Source organism: Acetobacter sp. ESL1128, from assembly GCF_058505085.1.
This window is the reverse complement of record NZ_CP196369.1, coordinates 867,138-883,795: the sequence shown is the minus strand read 5'-3', so window position 1 is coordinate 883,795 and position 16,658 is coordinate 867,138. Positions and strand designations below refer to the sequence as shown.

14 protein-coding genes and 1 riboswitch are annotated in these 16,658 nt (G+C 61.0%); of the genes, 8 read left to right on the top strand and 6 right to left on the bottom strand.

Going from position 1 to position 16,658, the window contains the following annotated elements:
* Position 1: 1 nt before the first annotated feature.
* Positions 2 to 991 (bottom strand): tyrosine recombinase XerC, encoded by a 990-nt coding sequence (locus ACSYTG_RS04095; RefSeq protein ID WP_489783036.1) that lies wholly within the window; start codon positions 989 to 991, stop codon positions 2 to 4.
* Between the two features lie 195 nt (positions 992 to 1,186).
* On the opposite strand from ACSYTG_RS04095, the gene ACSYTG_RS04090 reads away from it, so the two are divergent.
* On the top strand, positions 1,187 to 3,361 hold the full coding sequence (locus ACSYTG_RS04090; RefSeq protein WP_491706459.1) for a primosomal protein N': 2,175 nt from the start codon (positions 1,187 to 1,189) through the stop codon (positions 3,359 to 3,361).
* Positions 3,362 to 3,384: 23 nt separating this feature from the next.
* Here ACSYTG_RS04090 and yajC read toward each other — a convergent pair whose 3' ends face one another.
* Entirely contained in the window at positions 3,385 to 3,729 is a 345-nt protein-coding gene (gene yajC / locus ACSYTG_RS04085) for a preprotein translocase subunit YajC (RefSeq protein ID WP_086645534.1), read from the bottom strand.
* A 131-nt stretch (positions 3,730 to 3,860) separates the two neighbouring features.
* On the opposite strand from yajC, the gene ACSYTG_RS04080 reads away from it, so the two are divergent.
* The 6 genes from ACSYTG_RS04080 (at position 3,861) to folE (ending at position 9,747) form a co-directional block, all read left to right on the top strand.
* Complete coding sequence (locus tag ACSYTG_RS04080) at positions 3,861 to 4,730, top strand: ATP-binding protein (RefSeq protein WP_086645535.1); 870 nt, start codon at positions 3,861 to 3,863, stop codon at positions 4,728 to 4,730.
* 113 nt (positions 4,731 to 4,843) lie between these two features.
* Positions 4,844 to 5,950: a Rieske 2Fe-2S domain-containing protein gene (locus ACSYTG_RS04075; RefSeq protein WP_179290153.1), complete on the top strand. Its 1,107-nt coding sequence runs from the start codon at positions 4,844 to 4,846 to the stop codon at positions 5,948 to 5,950.
* A complete protein-coding gene (gene mutT / locus ACSYTG_RS04070) occupies positions 5,943 to 6,920 on the top strand; it encodes an 8-oxo-dGTP diphosphatase MutT (RefSeq protein ID WP_489783038.1) in 978 nt (325 codons plus the stop codon). Before ACSYTG_RS04075 ends, mutT begins: the two co-directional genes overlap by 8 nt.
* A 106-nt stretch (positions 6,921 to 7,026) precedes the next feature.
* A riboswitch (SAM riboswitch) is annotated at positions 7,027 to 7,106 on the top strand.
* A 116-nt stretch (positions 7,107 to 7,222) separates the two neighbouring features.
* Positions 7,223 to 8,431 (top strand): O-succinylhomoserine sulfhydrylase, encoded by a 1,209-nt coding sequence (gene metZ / locus ACSYTG_RS04065; RefSeq protein ID WP_086645537.1) that lies wholly within the window; start codon positions 7,223 to 7,225, stop codon positions 8,429 to 8,431.
* A 218-nt stretch (positions 8,432 to 8,649) separates the two neighbouring features.
* A complete protein-coding gene (gene apaG / locus ACSYTG_RS04060; protein ID WP_086645538.1) occupies positions 8,650 to 9,120 on the top strand; it encodes a Co2+/Mg2+ efflux protein ApaG in 471 nt (156 codons plus the stop codon).
* 18 nt (positions 9,121 to 9,138) lie between these two features.
* The gene (folE, locus tag ACSYTG_RS04055) at positions 9,139 to 9,747 is read left to right on the top strand and encodes a GTP cyclohydrolase I FolE (protein ID WP_086645539.1); all 609 of its coding nucleotides are present in this window, start codon (positions 9,139 to 9,141) and stop codon (positions 9,745 to 9,747) included.
* 97 nt (positions 9,748 to 9,844) lie between these two features.
* Here folE and ACSYTG_RS04050 read toward each other — a convergent pair whose 3' ends face one another.
* The gene (locus ACSYTG_RS04050) at positions 9,845 to 10,423 is read right to left on the bottom strand and encodes a DJ-1/PfpI family protein (RefSeq protein ID WP_086645540.1); all 579 of its coding nucleotides are present in this window, start codon (positions 10,421 to 10,423) and stop codon (positions 9,845 to 9,847) included.
* Positions 10,416 to 10,970: a molybdenum cofactor biosynthesis protein B gene (gene moaB, locus ACSYTG_RS04045; protein ID WP_253527986.1), complete on the bottom strand. Its 555-nt coding sequence runs from the start codon at positions 10,968 to 10,970 to the stop codon at positions 10,416 to 10,418. Before moaB ends, ACSYTG_RS04050 begins: the two co-directional genes overlap by 8 nt.
* A gap of 214 nt (positions 10,971 to 11,184) precedes the next feature.
* Between moaB and ACSYTG_RS04040 the strand changes: the two genes are divergently transcribed.
* The gene (locus tag ACSYTG_RS04040) at positions 11,185 to 12,645 is read left to right on the top strand and encodes a carbohydrate porin (RefSeq protein ID WP_489783039.1); all 1,461 of its coding nucleotides are present in this window, start codon (positions 11,185 to 11,187) and stop codon (positions 12,643 to 12,645) included.
* Here the strand turns inward: ACSYTG_RS04040 and ACSYTG_RS04035 are convergent, their stop codons facing one another.
* A complete protein-coding gene (locus ACSYTG_RS04035; RefSeq protein ID WP_489783040.1) occupies positions 12,646 to 15,324 on the bottom strand; it encodes an AAA family ATPase in 2,679 nt (892 codons plus the stop codon).
* Complete coding sequence (locus tag ACSYTG_RS04030) at positions 15,321 to 16,469, bottom strand: metallophosphoesterase family protein (protein WP_489783041.1); 1,149 nt, start codon at positions 16,467 to 16,469, stop codon at positions 15,321 to 15,323. Before ACSYTG_RS04030 ends, ACSYTG_RS04035 begins: the two co-directional genes overlap by 4 nt.
* Positions 16,470 to 16,658: the final 189 nt, after the last annotated feature.

Sequence of the window (16,658 nt, the reverse complement as noted above, 5' to 3'; positions counted from 1 at the left end):
CTCAACCTTCTTTTTTATGGGCGTTATGCTCCATTTGCGCACGTGGATGCGCACGCGTCCAGACATCCAGCAGCCGTGCCTCATCCGCCAGTGTGTAACGTTGTGTTGTGGACAGGCTGGCATGGCCCAGCAGTTCCTGAATAACACGCAGGTCTGCCCCCCCTTCCATTAAATGGGTGGCAAAGGAATGGCGCAGGGCATGGGGGGTTACGTGCTCGGGCAGCCCGTTGCTGACCCGCCATTCCCGCATGGCCTTCTGGGCAATAGCAGGTTGCAGGCGCCCCCCACGAACCCCGACAAATAACGGGCTGTCCGGCGCGGGGGCGGGGTGGCGTTTACGCCATGCTTCCAGCGCCCTGCACACGGCAGGGAGCACGGGCACCAGTCGCTCCTTGCCCCCCTTGCCGTGAATACGCAGGACGCCACTGCCTTCCATTGTGTGCAGGTCAGCAATATTCAGGTTCAGCGCTTCAGAAATCCGCAATCCACAGCCATATAGCAGCAGGAACAGGGTGGCGTTCCGCTGCTCCTCCATGGGGGTGTGGGCCATACTGGCAATATCATCCGGGGCGGCCAGTGCATCTTCGCGCGCCAGAGGGCGGGGCAGTGTTTTTTTGGTACGGGGCAGGCGTAACAGCGAGACCGCCGGATTCTCCACCCCTTCCCTACGTGCCAGATATTTAAAAAATGAGCGCAGGGCAGAAACCCGGCGCGCTCGGGTGCGGGCAGCCTGGTCTGGCGTACTCCGGCGCGCATGGGGGCGGCTGGCCTGCTCCTGCGCCTGTGCCACCTCATGCGCAAGCCATGCCCGGAGGTCGCGCAGGGTTATGCTGGCCAGCCCGCTCATGACCGGTGGGCCACCCAGATGTGTGGTCATAAAAGCCAGAAAACGGGCCAGATCCCCCCGATAGGCATCTATGGTCAAAAGGGAGGCCCGTTTTTCCACCGCCATCCATGCCAGAAATTTTTGCACTGCGTCTTCGGCCGTCATGCCTATGTGCCTCCTGCCTTCTGCTCCCTTCTATCCTATGTTCGGGCAAAAAGCCCAACAGACAACCCCTGTTCTTTGCGCTGCTGCGCGCTTAAACATAAGGGCATGGCAGTGGCTCCTCCCCCTTCTTCTACGCATGCCTCCGGCGCGGACCAGCCCACAACGGGTGGGCTGCGCGTGCCCGTCCTGCTGCCCATGCCGTTTACTGGCCCGTTTGACTACAAAGCCCCTGCCAGCATGGCGCTCAAGCCGGGCGATATTGTGAGCGTACCCTTGGGCAACCGCCGCCAGACCGGCGTAGTCTGGGACACACACACCACCCTGCCAGCAGACCTTGCCCACCCTACGCCCGCCAAAACAGTGGCTGATAACCGCCTGCGTGCCGTAGCCGAACGGCTGGAGCTTCCCCCGCTTAATGCCGAACTCCGCCGGTTTGTGGACTGGGTAGCCGCCTATACGCTCTCCCCCCCCGGCATGGTACTGGCCATGACCCTGCGCCTGCACATGAAAGGGGCCACACCTGCCCCCGCCATGGGCTGGATCGCTCCCCCCACCCCACCGGAAGAACTGCGCCTAACCCCCGCGCGGCAGAAGGTGCTGGCCCTTATGGCGGATGGCCGCCCCCGCACCACAACCGATATTGCCAGTGCGGCAAAGGTCAGTGCCGGTGTGGTCAAAGGGCTGGCAGATGCAGGAGCACTCCGCCCGGTCCTGCTTGAACCTGCCAGCCCCTTTGCCCAGCCCGACCCGCTGCACCACCTGCCTGTGCTGGAAGGGGCACAAAAAGAAGCCGCTACAGCCCTGCGCCACAGCGTGCAGGACAAAAAATTTTCCGTGACCCTGCTTGAAGGGGTAACAGGCTCGGGCAAGACCGAAATCTACCTCGAAGCCATAGCCGCCTGTCTGGAACAGGGGCAACAGGCCCTTGTGCTCCTGCCCGAAATTGCCTTGTCCGCCCAGTGGATGGACCGGTTTACCCGCCGCTTTGGCGTGCGCCCCGCTGTCTGGCACTCCGAAATCGGGCAGAAGGCCCGCCGCCAGACCTGGCTGGGAACGGCCGATGGGTCCGCGACGGTGGTTGTGGGCGCGCGCTCGGCGCTGTTCCTGCCTTTTTGCAACCTCGGCCTGATTATTGTGGATGAAGAGCACGAATCCCTATTCAAACAGGAAGAAGGCGTAATCTACAACGCGCGGGACATGGCCGTGGTGCGTGCAAGGCTGGCGGGGTTTGCCGCTGTGGTGGTATCCGCCACCCCCAGCCTGGAAACTCTGGCCAATGCACAGGCCGGGCGCTACCAGCGCCTTGTGCTGCCCACCCGCCACGGCGGCGCATCCCTGCCGCAAACCCACCTACTGGACATGCGGGAGGCCCCGCCTGAACGCGGGCTGTTCCTCTCCCCCAGACTGGTGGAAGACATCGCTGCCACATTAGGGCGGGAGGAGCAGGCCATGCTGTTCCTTAACCGCCGGGGGTACGCCCCCCTTACGCTGTGCCGCACCTGTGGCCACCGCATGGAATGCCCGCACTGCACCGCATGGCTGGTGGAACACCGCAACCGGCAGGTGCTTAGCTGCCACTACTGCGACCATACGGAGCCCATGCCCCCCGTATGCCCGAACTGCAAAACCGAACACAGCCTGACCGCCATTGGCCCGGGGATTGAGCGCATAACCGAGGAGGCCCGCCAGAGCTTCCCCGATGCGCGTATTCTTGTCATGTCGAGCGATACGCTTGGGGGGCCTGCCGCCACGGCAGAAGCGGTTGCCAAAATTGCCCGCCGTGAAGTGGACCTGATTATTGGCACCCAGATTGTGGCCAAGGGCTGGCACTTCCCCCATCTGACACTGGTTGGCATTGTGGATGCCGATCTGGGGCTTGGGGGGGCGGACCTGCGGGCCGGGGAGCGCACGATCCAGCTTTTGCATCAGGTTGCAGGCCGCGCGGGCCGTGCGAGCGCACCGGGGCGCGTGGTGCTGCAAAGCTACACGCCCGAACACCCGGTTATGCAGGCCCTGCTTTCGGGCGATTTTGACCAGTTCATGGAGCAGGAAGCCGAACAGCGCCGCCCCGGCTTCTGGCCGCCTTATGGGCGGCTGGCGGCGTTGATCATCAGCGCGGACACACCTCAGGCGGCGGATGATGCCGCAGCCCGCTTTGGCCGCACCGCCCCGTATGGGGAGGGTATTCAGGTACTGGGGCCAGCTCCGGCCCCGCTTGCCATCCTACGTGGGCGGCACCGCCGCCGGTTGCTGCTCCGCACATGGCGCAGCATTGCGGTGCAACCTATTCTGCGCCGCTGGCTGGGGCTGGTTCCACTGGACAGGCACGTGCGCGTTGAGGTGGATATAGACCCCGTCTCGTTCCTGTAACGGTAACCAGCCCCGGCTGGGGCTTAGTCGTTGGCGGGTTTGGCTGTGCTGGTCAGCACGGTGGAAATGGTTTCGCGCATGACCATAACGCGCACGTTAGGTGCGATTTCCACTTCCACTTCGTTCGACTCTTCCTTGGTGCGCTGCACAACACCAATAACACCACCGGCTGTTACAATCCGGTCACCACGGCGCAGGGCCTTGAGCTCGGATTTAAGCTGCTTTTGGCGCTGCTGCTGGGGGCGGATGAGCAGAAAATACATGATGGCAAAAACAGCCACGAACGGCAAAAAGGACATAATGCCCGAAGCACCGCCAGAGCCTCCGGCTGTCTGGGCATAAGCAGCGGGGATAAGAAAATTGGACATAAGGGTACAGACCTTCAACAATGGCTGGTTGCGAAAACAGAAGAAGTGACCATAATTTTCAATCCTCCCGCGTCAAGCTCCCATGCTGACGAAAGACCGCCAGAAAGACCTTTAATAAGGAATAAAAGCCGATGGACCAGACCCTGCTGCCAGCATTGGACCGTATTGCCGCGGCTCTGGAGCGCCTTTCCCCTCCCCCCGCAACGCTGGAAGGGGTGGATACGGCGGATGCTTTTGTCTGGCTGCCAGAACGCGGGCGGCTGCTGCCCATCCCCCATGTGGCCCATGTCCGCGTGGACCTGTTGCAGGGCATAGACCTGCAACGGCGCATTCTGCTGGAAAACACGCGCCATTTTGCCCACGGCCTGCCCGCCAACAACGCCATGCTGTGGGGGGCGCGCGGTATGGGCAAGTCCTCGCTGGTCAAGGGGGCGCATGCGCTGGTCAACCAGGTGGACGGCAAACCCTGCACGCCGGGCAAGGGGCTGGTAGCACTCATAGAAATCCAGCGTGAGGACCTGACAAGCCTGCCCCTGCTGCTCAGCCTGCTGCGTGAGAACCACCGCCGCTTCATTCTGTTCTGTGATGACCTGTCGTTTGAAAAAGAAGACCGGGATTACAAAGCCCTCAAATCCGTGCTGGATGGCGGCATTGCCGGGCGGCCGGAGAATGTTCTGTTCTACGCCACATCCAACCGCCGCCACCTGATGCCGCGCGACATGATAGAAAACGAGCGTTCAACCGCCATCAACCCCTCCGAAGCCACGGAAGAAAAAGTCTCCCTCTCCGACCGGTTTGGCCTGTGGCTTGGCTTCCATGCCTGCGAGCAGGATACCTATACCGATATGGTCCAGACCTATGCTCAGGCGCGCAACCTGCCCATTTCCGCCGATGTGCTGCTGGCCCGCGCCAATGAATGGGCCATTACCCGTGGCAGCCGCTCGGGCCGTGTGGCATATCAGTTCATAGAGGCCCTGACAGCCGAGCTGGCGGCGCATTAATTTGCGCAACCGGCCCCAATGGTCTTGCATCCCACATGGGTATGAGTTGAGATAGCGTTCGCAAATGGCGGCATCGGCCCGATGCCGTGGGGGTTCCCCTGATTCGAGGCGACATGAACCAGACAGTACCGCCCAATTCTGATGATACGTCCTTTGGGGCCGAAACACGCCCGAACACAACGGACATACGCAGGGTACGCTCCAACCCGGACTACTGGTACCCGGTTGCATGGTCGCGCGAACTCAAACCCGGAAAAACCATAGGCACGCGTTACGCTGGCCAGCCCATAGCCTTGGTGCGCCCGGTGGACGGCCCCATTTTTGCGCTGGAAGACCGCTGCGCCCACCGGCAGGTGCCGCTCAGCAAAGGGGTTGTTGCGGGCAGTTCGGTCAAATGCTGCTACCACGGCTGGGCCTATGGCCGCTCCGGCCGGTGCATTGACGTACCTTATCTGGGCAAGGGCAAGCTGCCCAACGGGGTACGTACCTACCCCTGCCGCGAACAGAACGGCATGATCTTTGTTTTTCCCGGCGACCCGGAAAAAGCCGATAGCGTGCCCTTGGCCCCGCAGTTGGCAAGGGCGGATAGCCCCGCCTACAAAACCCGCTATTTTGGCCGCACCGTTGGCTGCCACTACAGCTTCATGCATGAAAACCTGATGGATATGAACCACCAGTTCATGCACTCCAAACAGATGGGCCAGATGAAGCCCCGCTTTTTGGGCCAGAAGCGCGAGCCCGGTCTGGTAGAAGCCCGCTACAGCTTTGCGCGCACAGGGGGCAAACAGCCCTTTGGCGAAGCCCTGATTTTTGGCGAGCGGCGTGACGTGTCGGAAAAATTCCAGCACCGGGATGTCATGACCATCCGCACGGAATACCCCTACCAGACCCTACGCATCCAGACCGGGGATGAAGACCCGGTAATGGACCTGTGGATTGTGTACACCCCCCAGAGTGCTGATGAACTGACCAACCGGACCTTTGGCCTGCTCTCGGTCAAACGCCCCAAAATCCCCGGTATTCTGGATATGGCATGGCCGTTGCTTGTTGCGTTTACAGAGCGGATTTTTGCCGAAGACCGCGAGATTGTAGAACTGGAGCAGAACGCATGGCGCGAACTGGGTGGGGACCACAATGTGGAGGTCTTCCCCGTGATTAACGCGCTCCGGGCTTTGCTGGTTGAATGTGGCATTCCCCCCGCCAGCGAGTCTCATGCCTGATACCGGACCACTGTTACTGGATGCGGGTCCATACCGCCTGCGCCCGCTCCACCCTGATGATGCAACAACCCTGCACCACCTGGTCAATGACTGGGAGGTGGTGCGCATGCTCAGCCGCCTGCCCTTCCCCTACCCCCGGGATCTGGCGGATAGCTGGATCGCCTCCACCTGCCAGATGCAGGCCAGTGGCGAAGGCTATCATTTTGCCATAACCGCACCCGACGGGGCTTTTATGGGCTGCATTGGGGTGCGCATTCACACCATGCCGCAGGTGGGGCGTGTGGGTATTCTGGGCTACTGGGTTGGCCGCCCCTACTGGGGGCAGGGCATTGCCACCCATGCCGCCACCCGCATGACGCGTTGGGCACTGGCCCATCTGGATATTACCGCCCTGCGCGCAACGGCAGCACAGGATAACCCTGCCTCCATCCGCGTTCTTGAACACGCAGGCTTCCGCCATTGTGGCACTGACCGGCAGATGTTTACCGCCCGTGGCACGGAACTGCCTGTTGCCATGATGGAAGCCAACCGGACTGATCTGGACATGAGCACAGCCCCCACCACCACACAGCGCAAGCTGGTGCTGGTTTCCGCCGCCGCGTTAATAGATGCACAGGGCCATATTCTGCTCGCCCGCAGGCCGGAGGGCAAAAGCATGGCCGGTCTATGGGAGTTCCCCGGCGGCAAGGTGGAAGCGGGAGAAACACCAGAGGCCGCTCTTGTGCGCGAACTGCATGAGGAACTGGGGCTGGATATGTCGCGCGCATGCCTGGCGCCCTTTACATTTGCCTCGCACGCCTACCCCGGCTTTGACCTGCTGATGCCGCTGTATATCTGCCGCCGCTGGCATGGCACCCCCACCGCGCGTGAGGGGCAGAAACTGGCGTGGGTGGCCCCGGCTGATCTGCGCAGCTACGCCATGCCCGAGGCCGATCTGCCGTTTATTCCCCTGCTACAAGCCCTGCTCTAGCCAAAACCACAGCTCTGATTTGTGGAATGCAGCAGGAAAACGCTAAAATACATTCTTGACGAATGATAAGGAGCGGGACTAACCAGAAGGCAGAATGTTTCTGCACGAAACCTTCCCTCGTGATTTGTTAGGCCGGCTTGCGGCGAGGTAAAAGAAACGCGCTAAAGAGGCTTTGACGGCGCGCATAACCCGACGTCATGGTTTCCACGGTCAATTTGAGAGATGCACCCCCGCGGATGGACGCACGCCCTGCGCCTGCCCCAAGGTGTGGATCAGACACGAAAGAACCGGATACAAGTCCCATGAGTGATAACCAGACATCCCCTTCCAAGGCGTGGCGCCCTGCCACACGCCAGCTCCATGCCGGTCTGGAGCGCACCGAATATGGTGAAACCAGCGAAGCTCTCTTCCTGACCTCCGGCTTTGTGTATGACAACGCCGAACAGGCTGCCAAAACCTTTACGGGTGAGGTTACGCACTACCAGTACAGCCGTTTTGGCAACCCCACCACCGCTGCACTTGAAGCCCGTCTGGCGGATCTGGAAGGGGCAGAAGCCTGCGTAACCACGGCAACGGGCATGGGGGCTGTTTCCTCCGCCCTGCTCTCCCACGTTACGGCGGGCGGGCGTGTTGTGGCCTCCCGCGCGCTGTTTGGCTCCTGCCACTGGATTGTAAACCACCTGCTGCCCCGCTACGGCGTGGAAACCGTGTTTGTGGATGGTGGCAATCTGGCGGAATGGGATGAGGCCCTGTCTGTCCCCACGGATGCGGTGCTGCTGGAAAGCCCCTCCAACCCCATGCTCGATATTCTCGACATTGCAGCCATTTCCGAGCGCGCCCACAAAGCGGGTGCAATTGTGGTTGTGGACAATGTGTTTGCCTCCCCCATCTTCCAGAAACCGCTCGAACTGGGCGCGGATGTGGTGGTTTATTCCTGTACCAAGCACATTGATGGTCAGGGCCGAGTGCTGGGTGGTGCCGTGCTGGGCCGCAAGGACTGGATAACCGAAACCCTCCAGCCCTTTACGCGCAACACCGGCAATGCGCTTTCCCCCTTTAACGCATGGGTCATGCTCAAGGGGCTGGAAACCCTGTCCCTGCGTGTGGAAGCCATGGCCCGCAATGCCGCCGCAGTGGCGGATTATCTGGCATCGGCTCCGGGGATCAAGATGGTGCGCTACCCCGGCCGCAAGGACCACCCGCAATACGAACTGGCCCAGCGCCAGATGAGCGGCAACGGCACACTTGTCGCCTTTGCAGTGGAAGGCGGACAAAAAGAAGCCTTTGCGTTCATGAACGCTCTGCAACTGATCGCCATTTCCAACAATCTGGGGGATTCCCGCTCGCTGGTGACCCACCCGGCCACCACCACGCACTCCAAGATCAGCCCCGAAGAACGCGCAGCCCTTGGCATTACGGATGGCGCCATCCGCTTTTCCGTCGGCCTTGAAGACAGCGCGGACCTGATAGACGATCTGGCACGCGGCGTTGCCGCACTCAAGGCGCTGTAAGCACGACACACGCCTGCCCGGCCATGGCCTGCCCCCATCCACCTAGGGGCAAGGGCCATGGCCAGAGGGGCATGGCCTGCACTCCCCTTACTGGATGCAGCTTTGCACAACCCCCATGTTCATGATACTGGCACGCTCTCGCACCCAATGCGGACCTAGCACACGGAACGGCTGATCAGGGCCGAACCCCTTTCCATTTTGCAGGAGCATGGAGACCCATGGCCGACTGGGCCGTTGCCCCCCTTCCACAATCCCCGGAAGAAGCTCTGAACGAACTGTTCTCCCCCCTCCCTGTGTACGAAGCCGTGACCGATGGCATTCGTGTGCTAGTGCAGGTCTTCTGGCTGTCTGACCAGTCCGAGCCGGATGAGCACAGTTACTGCTGGGTGTACCGTATCCGCATTGGCAACGACAGCAACAGACCGGTGCAACTGCTTGAGCGGACATGGCATATTACCGACACATCCGGCCGCACGGAGCATGTGCATGGGCAGGGTGTTGTAGGGGAGCAGCCCATTATCCAGCCCGGTACGCTTTACGAATATACATCTGGCGCGTCTCTTTCCACGCCCGGGGGGTTCATGCGCGGGTCTTACCTGCTGCAAGCCACCACGGACCGCACCCGGTTTGACGTGACCATTCCCGCCTTCAGCCTGGATAGCCCTTTCCAGAACCACCAGCTCCAATAACCAAAGCAGGAGACCGGCATGAGCGTGCCTGAGCACAACACAGACCGCCCCACCCAACAGGAAGCCGAACAGGCAGTGCGCACTCTGCTGCGCTGGGCTGGCGATGACCCGACGCGTGAAGGTCTGCTGGACACACCCGCCCGTGTTGCCCGTGCCTATACCGACTTTTTTTCAGGCTATGCCATTGACCCGGCCAACCTGCTCCGCCGGACTTTTTCCGAAGTCGATGGGTATGACGAGATTGTTCTGCTCCGTGACATTCGCTTTGAAAGCCACTGCGAGCACCATCTGGCCCCTATTGTTGGCCGGGCCCATGTTGCCTACCTGCCGCGCCAGCGGGTTGTCGGTATTTCCAAACTGGCCCGCGTGGTGGACGCCTATGCCCGCCGCCTCCAGATTCAGGAACGCATGACCGCCCAGATCGCCAACACCATTAATGACGTGCTTGAACCCCAAGGCGTGGCCGTGATTATTGAATCCGCACATGAGTGCATGACCACACGCGGCGTGCACAAGCCCGGCGTGTCCATGGTCACCAGCACCATGCTGGGCGTGTTCCGTGACAATTCCGATACCCGGCGTGAGCTGATGGCAATTCTCAACCGCCCCGCCGTCAACGGCTACTAAACTGCCAGCACCCCCGGCACCCCATACGGGACCGGGGGCCTGCGCAGGCCAGACCAGCGCACTTCCATAACTCAGGTCAGGTCATGCGCTGCGTGGCTTAAATGCTGATATTTGCGCCAAGCACCTTCAGGAACTGGGCCAGCCATGCCGGGTGGGCAGGCCATGCGGGAGCACTGACCAGCTCACCATCCGTTACGGCGTCTGTTACGGCAATATCGGCATAAATGCCGCCAGCCAGTTCCACTTCCGGCTTGCATGCCGGGTAGGCCGAAACCTTGCGCCCCTTAATAACCCCAGCCGCTGCCAGCAACTGTGCACCATGGCAGATCGCTGCCAGAGGCCGGTCCGCAAAGGCGCGCACAATCTCAAGCACTCTTGGGTTAAGCCGCAGATACTCAGGCGCTCTGCCACCGGGGACGATAAGACCCAGATAATCATCCGTGTCGATCGCAGCAAAATCCGCGGTCAGCGTAAAGGCATGGCCGGGTTTTTCGCTGTAGGTCTGCGCCCCTTCAAAATCATGGATGGCGGTCAGAACCTTGTCCCCCGCTTTTTTGTCCGGGCAGACCACATCCACCGTATATCCCAGCATGGAAAGGGCCTGATACGGGACCATAATCTCATAGTCCTCTACGTAGTCCCCTGCCAGCATCAGCAGTTTTACATCATCAGTCATGGTGAGAGGTCTCCTTCAGCCCTTCGCGCAGGCGGGGCATCAGTTCCACAAAATTACACGGACGGTGGCGGCTATCGAGCTGGAACACCAGAATATCGTCCCATCCATCCTTGACCGCACCCGTGGAGCCGGGGAGCGCAAACAGGTAAGTCCCGCCTGCAACACCCGCCACGGCGCGTGACTGAATGGTGGATGTGCCGATTTTCTGGTAAGACAGCATACGGAACAGCTCGCCAAAGCCTTCTATGCGCTTTTCCATAACGCGCTCGAATGCTTCTGGTGTCACATCCCGGCCGGTTACACCGGTGCCACCATTGGTGATGACCACATCCACCAGCGGGTCTGCAATCCAGGCGCTCAGCTGCGCTACGATCAGGTCCGCATCATCGGAAACAATGGTGCGTGCTGCTACGGTGTGCCCTGCGGCCTCAACCCGCGCCACAAGGGCTGCGCCGGAGGTGTCCGTCTCCAGTGTGCGCGAATCCGAAACAGTCATAACAGCAATACGCACAGGCAAAAACGGTCGGTTCGTATCTATCTTGGACATGGCTGACTGTTATATCTCCGCAAGTATGATGCAAAAACGCATCAGGGGAATGAATAATAGCTGTCTGGGGCAGAAAATAAGCCCTCAAAGGCAACCTTTTGCCTGCATCGGCCCTAAAAAACATTTAGGGATTGGGGTTGTTACACCCCGATAAACCATGATTGATCTTTTCGCTCACGCGCAAGACCAATCCAAAGACAACAAAATTGGGATCATGACCAAACGTATTTTTTTTCCTTTTCGCACGTTCTGGCTTTTTGCCTTCCTTTTCCCCCTTCTGGCCACGGCCCTTCCCGCGCGGGCGCAACTCCTGCCCGGTGGCAACAGTTCTATTGGTCTTTTACCCAGTCTGGAAGTTGATAACGAGGCCAATCTGGTCGAAGACCCCGGCCCCCTGTTTTCTGCCCCCTATGGCAAGGACCATTTTTTTGGTGACTGGGGTGGTGCGCAGCCATGGCTGCTCAACCACGGTATTCACATTCTGGCCGATGTGCATGAGGAACTGGCAGGCAACTTCCGTGGGGGTCGCAAGCAGGGCGTGACCAATGCGGGGCAGGTTGGTGTTGAACTGGATGTGGACTGGGGCAAGCTGACCAATACGGACCTGTTCAAGAACCTCTGGACCCACATGATGGTTGTGAACGGCCATGGGCGGAACCTGAGCACGGATTACATCGGGGACTCCATTGGCGGCGTGCAGCAGATTTATGGCGCGCGTGGTAACGTGGTAGCCCACCTTGTTTACCTGTATGCCGAGCATTCGTTTTTCCATAACCATGTGGACATCAGTGCTGGCTGGATCCCGCCGGGCAGCTTTTTTGCCGCATCCCCCCTGTTCTGTATGTACATGAACGTGGCCATGTGCGGTAACCCCGCCCCCACCAAATACACCGAAGGCGCGCGTGACTGGCCATCGGGTAACCTTGGGTTTGTGGCACGCGTGATGCCCACAAGCGATACCTATATCATGGGTGGGCTGTTTGCTGTTTCCCCCCATGCGTTCAACGGCGGTATTTCCGGCTGGGCATGGGCGCAGGACGGTCTGGGCAAGTTCTCCTCCCCCGTGGAAGTGGGCTGGCTGCCCAAATTTGGCAAAGACCACCTGAACGGGCACTACAAGGCCGGTTTTGGCTATGACAATTCCAGCTACCCCGACCTGCTTGATGACATACACGGCAATGCCTGGATTGAAACCGGCATGCCCAAACGCTACCGCGCAGGCCGTGCCAGCGCATGGGTCATGGCCGACCAGATGCTGGTCCGCAATGGGGATGGCCCAACCAACGGCCTGATCGCTCTGGCTGGATGGATGTGGGCCGATGGGCACACTACCGCCATGTCTCACCATATCTGGGCTGGTATGGTGGAAACCGGGGCCAAATGGGGCCGCCCGATGGATAGCGTGGGGGCCATGTACCAGTGGGAGCTGATGAGCCGCGCCTCTACCTTGCAGCAGGAAGCCGCAAGCATGGCCGGTGTGCCCTTCCCCTCCAACCAGTGGGGCACCGTATGGGGCATTCAGTCGCACGAGAACATTTATGAAGTGTTCTATAACGCGCACGTAGCGCCCGGTATTTCACTGCAGCCGGACTTCCAGTACATCAACCGCCCCGGTGGCAGCACCGTATTCCACGATGCGGCCGTTATGGGGCTTCAGTTCAACGCGGTTCTGTAATCAGTTCGGAACCACAAACCGCTCCATCGGGCGCAGGCTGAGCATCCTGCCCTGCAGGGGGGTAAACTGCTCCGCGTGGCAGGTCAGTAGTATGACCTGCAAACGCGTTGCGGCATCGGACAACACATCAAACAAGGTTTCCAGCCGCTGGGAGTCTGAAAAACTCAGCGCGTCATCCAGCACCAGAATGGCTGGGGCCCCGCGTTTGTGCAGCAATTCTGCAAACCCGAGCCTGACCAGCACGGCTATCTGTTCCCTTGTGCCATCCGACAGATCCTTTACCTCCTCCGCGCGCTGACGCGTCAGGCCGGTCAGGGCGAACTGCGTATCCACCTCCAGTGTTGCCCCACGGAACAGGGCAGAAAAAGCGGGCTGCATGGCCTGCACCAGCGGGGCCAGATACCGCTCGGTCTGTGTGGTTTCGGCCTGAAGCAGCGTAGCCTCCAGCAATGCAAGGGCTGCGCGCTCGCGCTCCCATGCCTCCAGCTCCCCCTGCGCCTGTGCTGCGTGGCGTTCCGCACAGGCAAGCTGTTCATCCAGCCCATCCCCTTCTGCCTGACGGATCCGTGTTTCACGCTCCGTCTGGTCCACGGACAGGCGCGTAATCTGCTCGTGCAGGTGTTCCATAGCCTGTTCGCGACGGAGAATACCCTGCTCCACCACGCTCAGCGGTTCCTCCTGCTGGCGTATATGGGCAATCCGGGCCAGTTCGGCCTGTGCGCGCTGCCTGTCCTGCTCACTGCTTGTGGCGCGGGTCTGCAAAGCCGGGTCGGGTTCGCGCTCAACCCATACGTCCAGTTCACGCCGGTCGCGCTGGAGCGCCTGCTGCTGCTGTGCAAACTGGGCAAGAGCCTGCTCCAGCCGGGTATGGGCCATGCGGTGCAGGGTAAGCACCTCCTGCTCCTGCGCGCGGGCGGCTTCCACCGCCATAAGTGCATCCTGCTCCTGCGCACGGGCCTGCTCTACATCCGGCGGAGCGCCTTCATCTTCGGGGCAATCCGCCTGAGCGGCCTGCTCCTTGGCAAAAAGGGCTTCCCGCTCGTTCAGCTTCTGGCGCAGTGCGCCCAGAGCAGCGGCAATATCGCTGGGCTTGGGCACACATAATAGCGCCATACACTCGGCACTGGCCTGCTCCACTTCCCGCTCGGCCTGCCTGCGGGCCTCGTGCTGGCTTTCAGCCTGCTCCACACTGTGGCATCCGACCTCTTGCAACAGACTGTCCAGCGCGCTTTGGGCTGTAGCAAGGGCTGCATGCAGCGCGTCACTCTGCTGGGTTGAGGGGGTTATGGTAAAGCGGCCCACACCGTCCACCACCAGTTCACTCACATCGGTCAGGGACAGGGGGCCAACTGGGCAGGGGTTGCCATTCAGCCATACCGTACCTGCTGCATCCGGGAGCAGGATTGCCTCAAACCGTGTGGCCTGCGCCTGCATGCTGGCCTGTGCCTGATGCACCGCCTGCACGGCCTTGGCCAGACGGCGCATAAAAGCTGCATCCACAGGCATGATGCGCAGGGCCGCCTGTGCTTTTTCCAGCCTTGCACAGGCGGTATTCGCCCGCTCGAACGCGGCACGCTCCTGCGCTATGGCTTGCTGGTTATGGGCCAGAGCAGCCTTGTGCATAACGCGCGACACCATGGTACGGGCCTGCTGGTGCCGACTTAAAGCGGCTTTATGGCTGGCCTGTGCATGAGCCAGTTTCTGGTCTGCCTCCCCCGCAACAAGGCTGAGCTGGGTATGCCCGCTTTGGGCATCGGCCAGAACCTGCTCCAGCCGGGCAATATCTGCCCGGCGGGTCTGGCGGCGGTCCTGCTCGGCCTGAATATACTGCACGCTCTGCTCGGCCGCACTAAGTTGCGCCTGTGCAGCCTGCTCCTGCGCCACAAGCCCGCGCAACTGGTCACGCGTCTGCCGCAGGGCCACGAGTTTTGCCTCGTCCTGCCTACGCCGTTCGGGGTTGTTGCACTGGGCCAGCGTGCGTCGGATCTGCTCCAGCCCGCTTATATCCTCCTGCAAAGCTTCCTTGCGGGCCAGAAGGGTGGCCACCAGAGCACGGGCCTGCTCGCCCTCCTCCTGTATCTGGCGCATGCGCTGGCTGGTTTTGCCTGTTGCAGTCTGGTACTGGGCCAGCCGTTTGCTGACCAGAGCCAGCATGGCGCTGGCCTCGGCCGTGCCGGTTACGCCCTGGATGTTCTGTTGCAGACAGGCCTGAAGGCTGGCACGCCCGGCCCCTTGCAGCGCAGGCTGGGCAAAGCTTTCACCCTGCTCCACCAGCAGGGCGTTCCACAGCCCCGCCGCTTCGGACTTACTGACCTTTTCCAGCTCGAACAGGGCTTGCAAGCGTTCCTCCGCCTCCTCCCCATCAAACCGTTCAGCGCCCAGATCCAGCCGGGCGAGGCTGCTACTGCCAAACTTTTTTTCCAGCCAGCAGGGCTGACCTTTCCATGTAAAGGCCACGCCAATATGGGGTGAACCTCCACCATAAGGCAGCAGGTCCTTGAACGGCTGGGCTTTGGAGGTGTGCCGCAGGGTTAGCGCGGTACGCAGCGCCTTGAGCACGGTGGATTTACCGGCCTCATTAGGGGCGGCCAGAATATTCAGCCCAGCGCCCAGCCCTTCGACCCGAACGGGGGAGGCAAAACGGCGCACGGCCTCGATCTGGATGTCTGTCAGGATCATGGCGTTGCCCTCCGCACTTCACCCCAGAGCAGGAAGAGCCTTTGCAGCGCCTCCTGTGCAACACTGGCCTCAGCCCCACCGGCATTCACCCGTTCCAGCAGGGCGGCCGCCGCCGCACGCACTGGCCCGGATGTGCCAAGCATATCCAGATCATCCGCCCCGGCGGCAAGGCTGGGGGCACCACTCAGCCGCAGGCAGGCCAGTGCACTCCGCAGGCGGTGGTCGATCAGACTTTCATAAAGTGCCAGATCGTCCACCCCCAGCATGCCGCCAACCTCCAGCCATGCCAGAATGGTATGGGGCTGCTCGGGGGCTATAGCGCGCACGCGGCTTTCCAGCGCATGGATGTCCGCGCTGCTGGTCAGCACCACGTTTTCAAACTTGCACCACGTAAAGCGGCCTGTTCTGTGCGTGCTCAGCCGTGGTGGAGCTGTGGGGCCATCAAACGCCGCCACAACGCATTCCCCCCCGCCATTACCCCCGGTGCCAAACCGGTCCACCTCCGGCGTGCCAGCGTACACCGTGCGGTCATTGATCCTGTTAAAACCGTGCCAGTCCCCCAACGCCAGATAGGCGAGCCCCGCCCGGGCGGCCCGGTCAATGGCTATGGGGTTGTTCTGGGCTTCTCCCTCATTCCCGAACCCCACGACCGAGCCGTGCGCAACCCCTATGCGCAAAGCCCCTTCGGGGGTGGGGGCATCGTCCATGTAAGCCGTCAGGTCCGACAGGGTGTGCCGCCGCTGCAAAACGGCAGGCAGCAGCCAGGCATTGTGCGTGCCATCCAGCTCAACCGGTGCGGAGGCAAGGTGGAGCTTAACATTGGCAGGCACTGCGTTATCACGTTGCAGACGGGTCCATACGCCCTGAGGGGTATGGGCATCGTGGTTACCGGGAATAAGGTGCCAGCTTATATCCGCAAACTGGCGCATGCGCTCCATGGGCTGGCGCAAAGTATGCCCCGAGGGGGTTTCGTGTTCATACACATCGCCTGCGACCAGCACATGGGCGGCCCCTTGCGCCCGTGCAAGCATGCCTATGCGCTCGATCACATTCAGCCGCTCGGCCTGAAGCGCGCCCAGTGCATCATCATCCACAAAGCTGAAGGTCCGGCCTATCTGCCAGTCGGAGGTATGAACAATTTTCATACACACAGTTGTGCCCGCACCACCAATAGCTCGACAAGACAGAATATGGCATGACGGCCAGCATAGTCCTGCGGCCGGAAACAGCCCTGTACGCACCTGACCCAGAGTTGATTAGCCCCATTATAGTTTGCAGGCTTATGCTTCAGGTCTGCTGCGCGTTGAACGCAATGCCAGACTATGGGCAGAACT

What these genes read in the sequence shown, in the direction of transcription:
- metZ (WP_086645537.1), top strand. Translation starts at nt 7,223, where the DNA reads ATGAGTGATAACCAGACATCCCCTTCCAAGGCGTGGCGCCCTGCCACA.
- mutT (WP_489783038.1), top strand. Translation starts at nt 5,943, where the DNA reads ATGCCTGATACCGGACCACTGTTACTGGATGCGGGTCCATACCGCCTG.
- ACSYTG_RS04035 (WP_489783040.1), bottom strand. Translation starts at nt 15,324, where the DNA reads ATGATCCTGACAGACATCCAGATCGAGGCCGTGCGCCGTTTTGCCTCC.
- ACSYTG_RS04095 (WP_489783036.1), bottom strand. Translation starts at nt 991, where the DNA reads ATGACGGCCGAAGACGCAGTGCAAAAATTTCTGGCATGGATGGCGGTG.
- yajC (WP_086645534.1), bottom strand. Translation starts at nt 3,729, where the DNA reads ATGTCCAATTTTCTTATCCCCGCTGCTTATGCCCAGACAGCCGGAGGC.
- moaB (WP_253527986.1), bottom strand. Translation starts at nt 10,970, where the DNA reads ATGTCCAAGATAGATACGAACCGACCGTTTTTGCCTGTGCGTATTGCT.
- ACSYTG_RS04090 (WP_491706459.1), top strand. Translation starts at nt 1,187, where the DNA reads ATGCCGTTTACTGGCCCGTTTGACTACAAAGCCCCTGCCAGCATGGCG.
- folE (WP_086645539.1), top strand. Translation starts at nt 9,139, where the DNA reads ATGAGCGTGCCTGAGCACAACACAGACCGCCCCACCCAACAGGAAGCC.
- apaG (WP_086645538.1), top strand. Translation starts at nt 8,650, where the DNA reads ATGGCCGACTGGGCCGTTGCCCCCCTTCCACAATCCCCGGAAGAAGCT.
- ACSYTG_RS04075 (WP_179290153.1), top strand. Translation starts at nt 4,844, where the DNA reads ATGAACCAGACAGTACCGCCCAATTCTGATGATACGTCCTTTGGGGCC.
- ACSYTG_RS04050 (WP_086645540.1), bottom strand. Translation starts at nt 10,423, where the DNA reads ATGACTGATGATGTAAAACTGCTGATGCTGGCAGGGGACTACGTAGAG.
- ACSYTG_RS04030 (WP_489783041.1), bottom strand. Translation starts at nt 16,469, where the DNA reads ATGAAAATTGTTCATACCTCCGACTGGCAGATAGGCCGGACCTTCAGC.
- ACSYTG_RS04040 (WP_489783039.1), top strand. Translation starts at nt 11,185, where the DNA reads ATGACCAAACGTATTTTTTTTCCTTTTCGCACGTTCTGGCTTTTTGCC.
- ACSYTG_RS04080 (WP_086645535.1), top strand. Translation starts at nt 3,861, where the DNA reads ATGGACCAGACCCTGCTGCCAGCATTGGACCGTATTGCCGCGGCTCTG.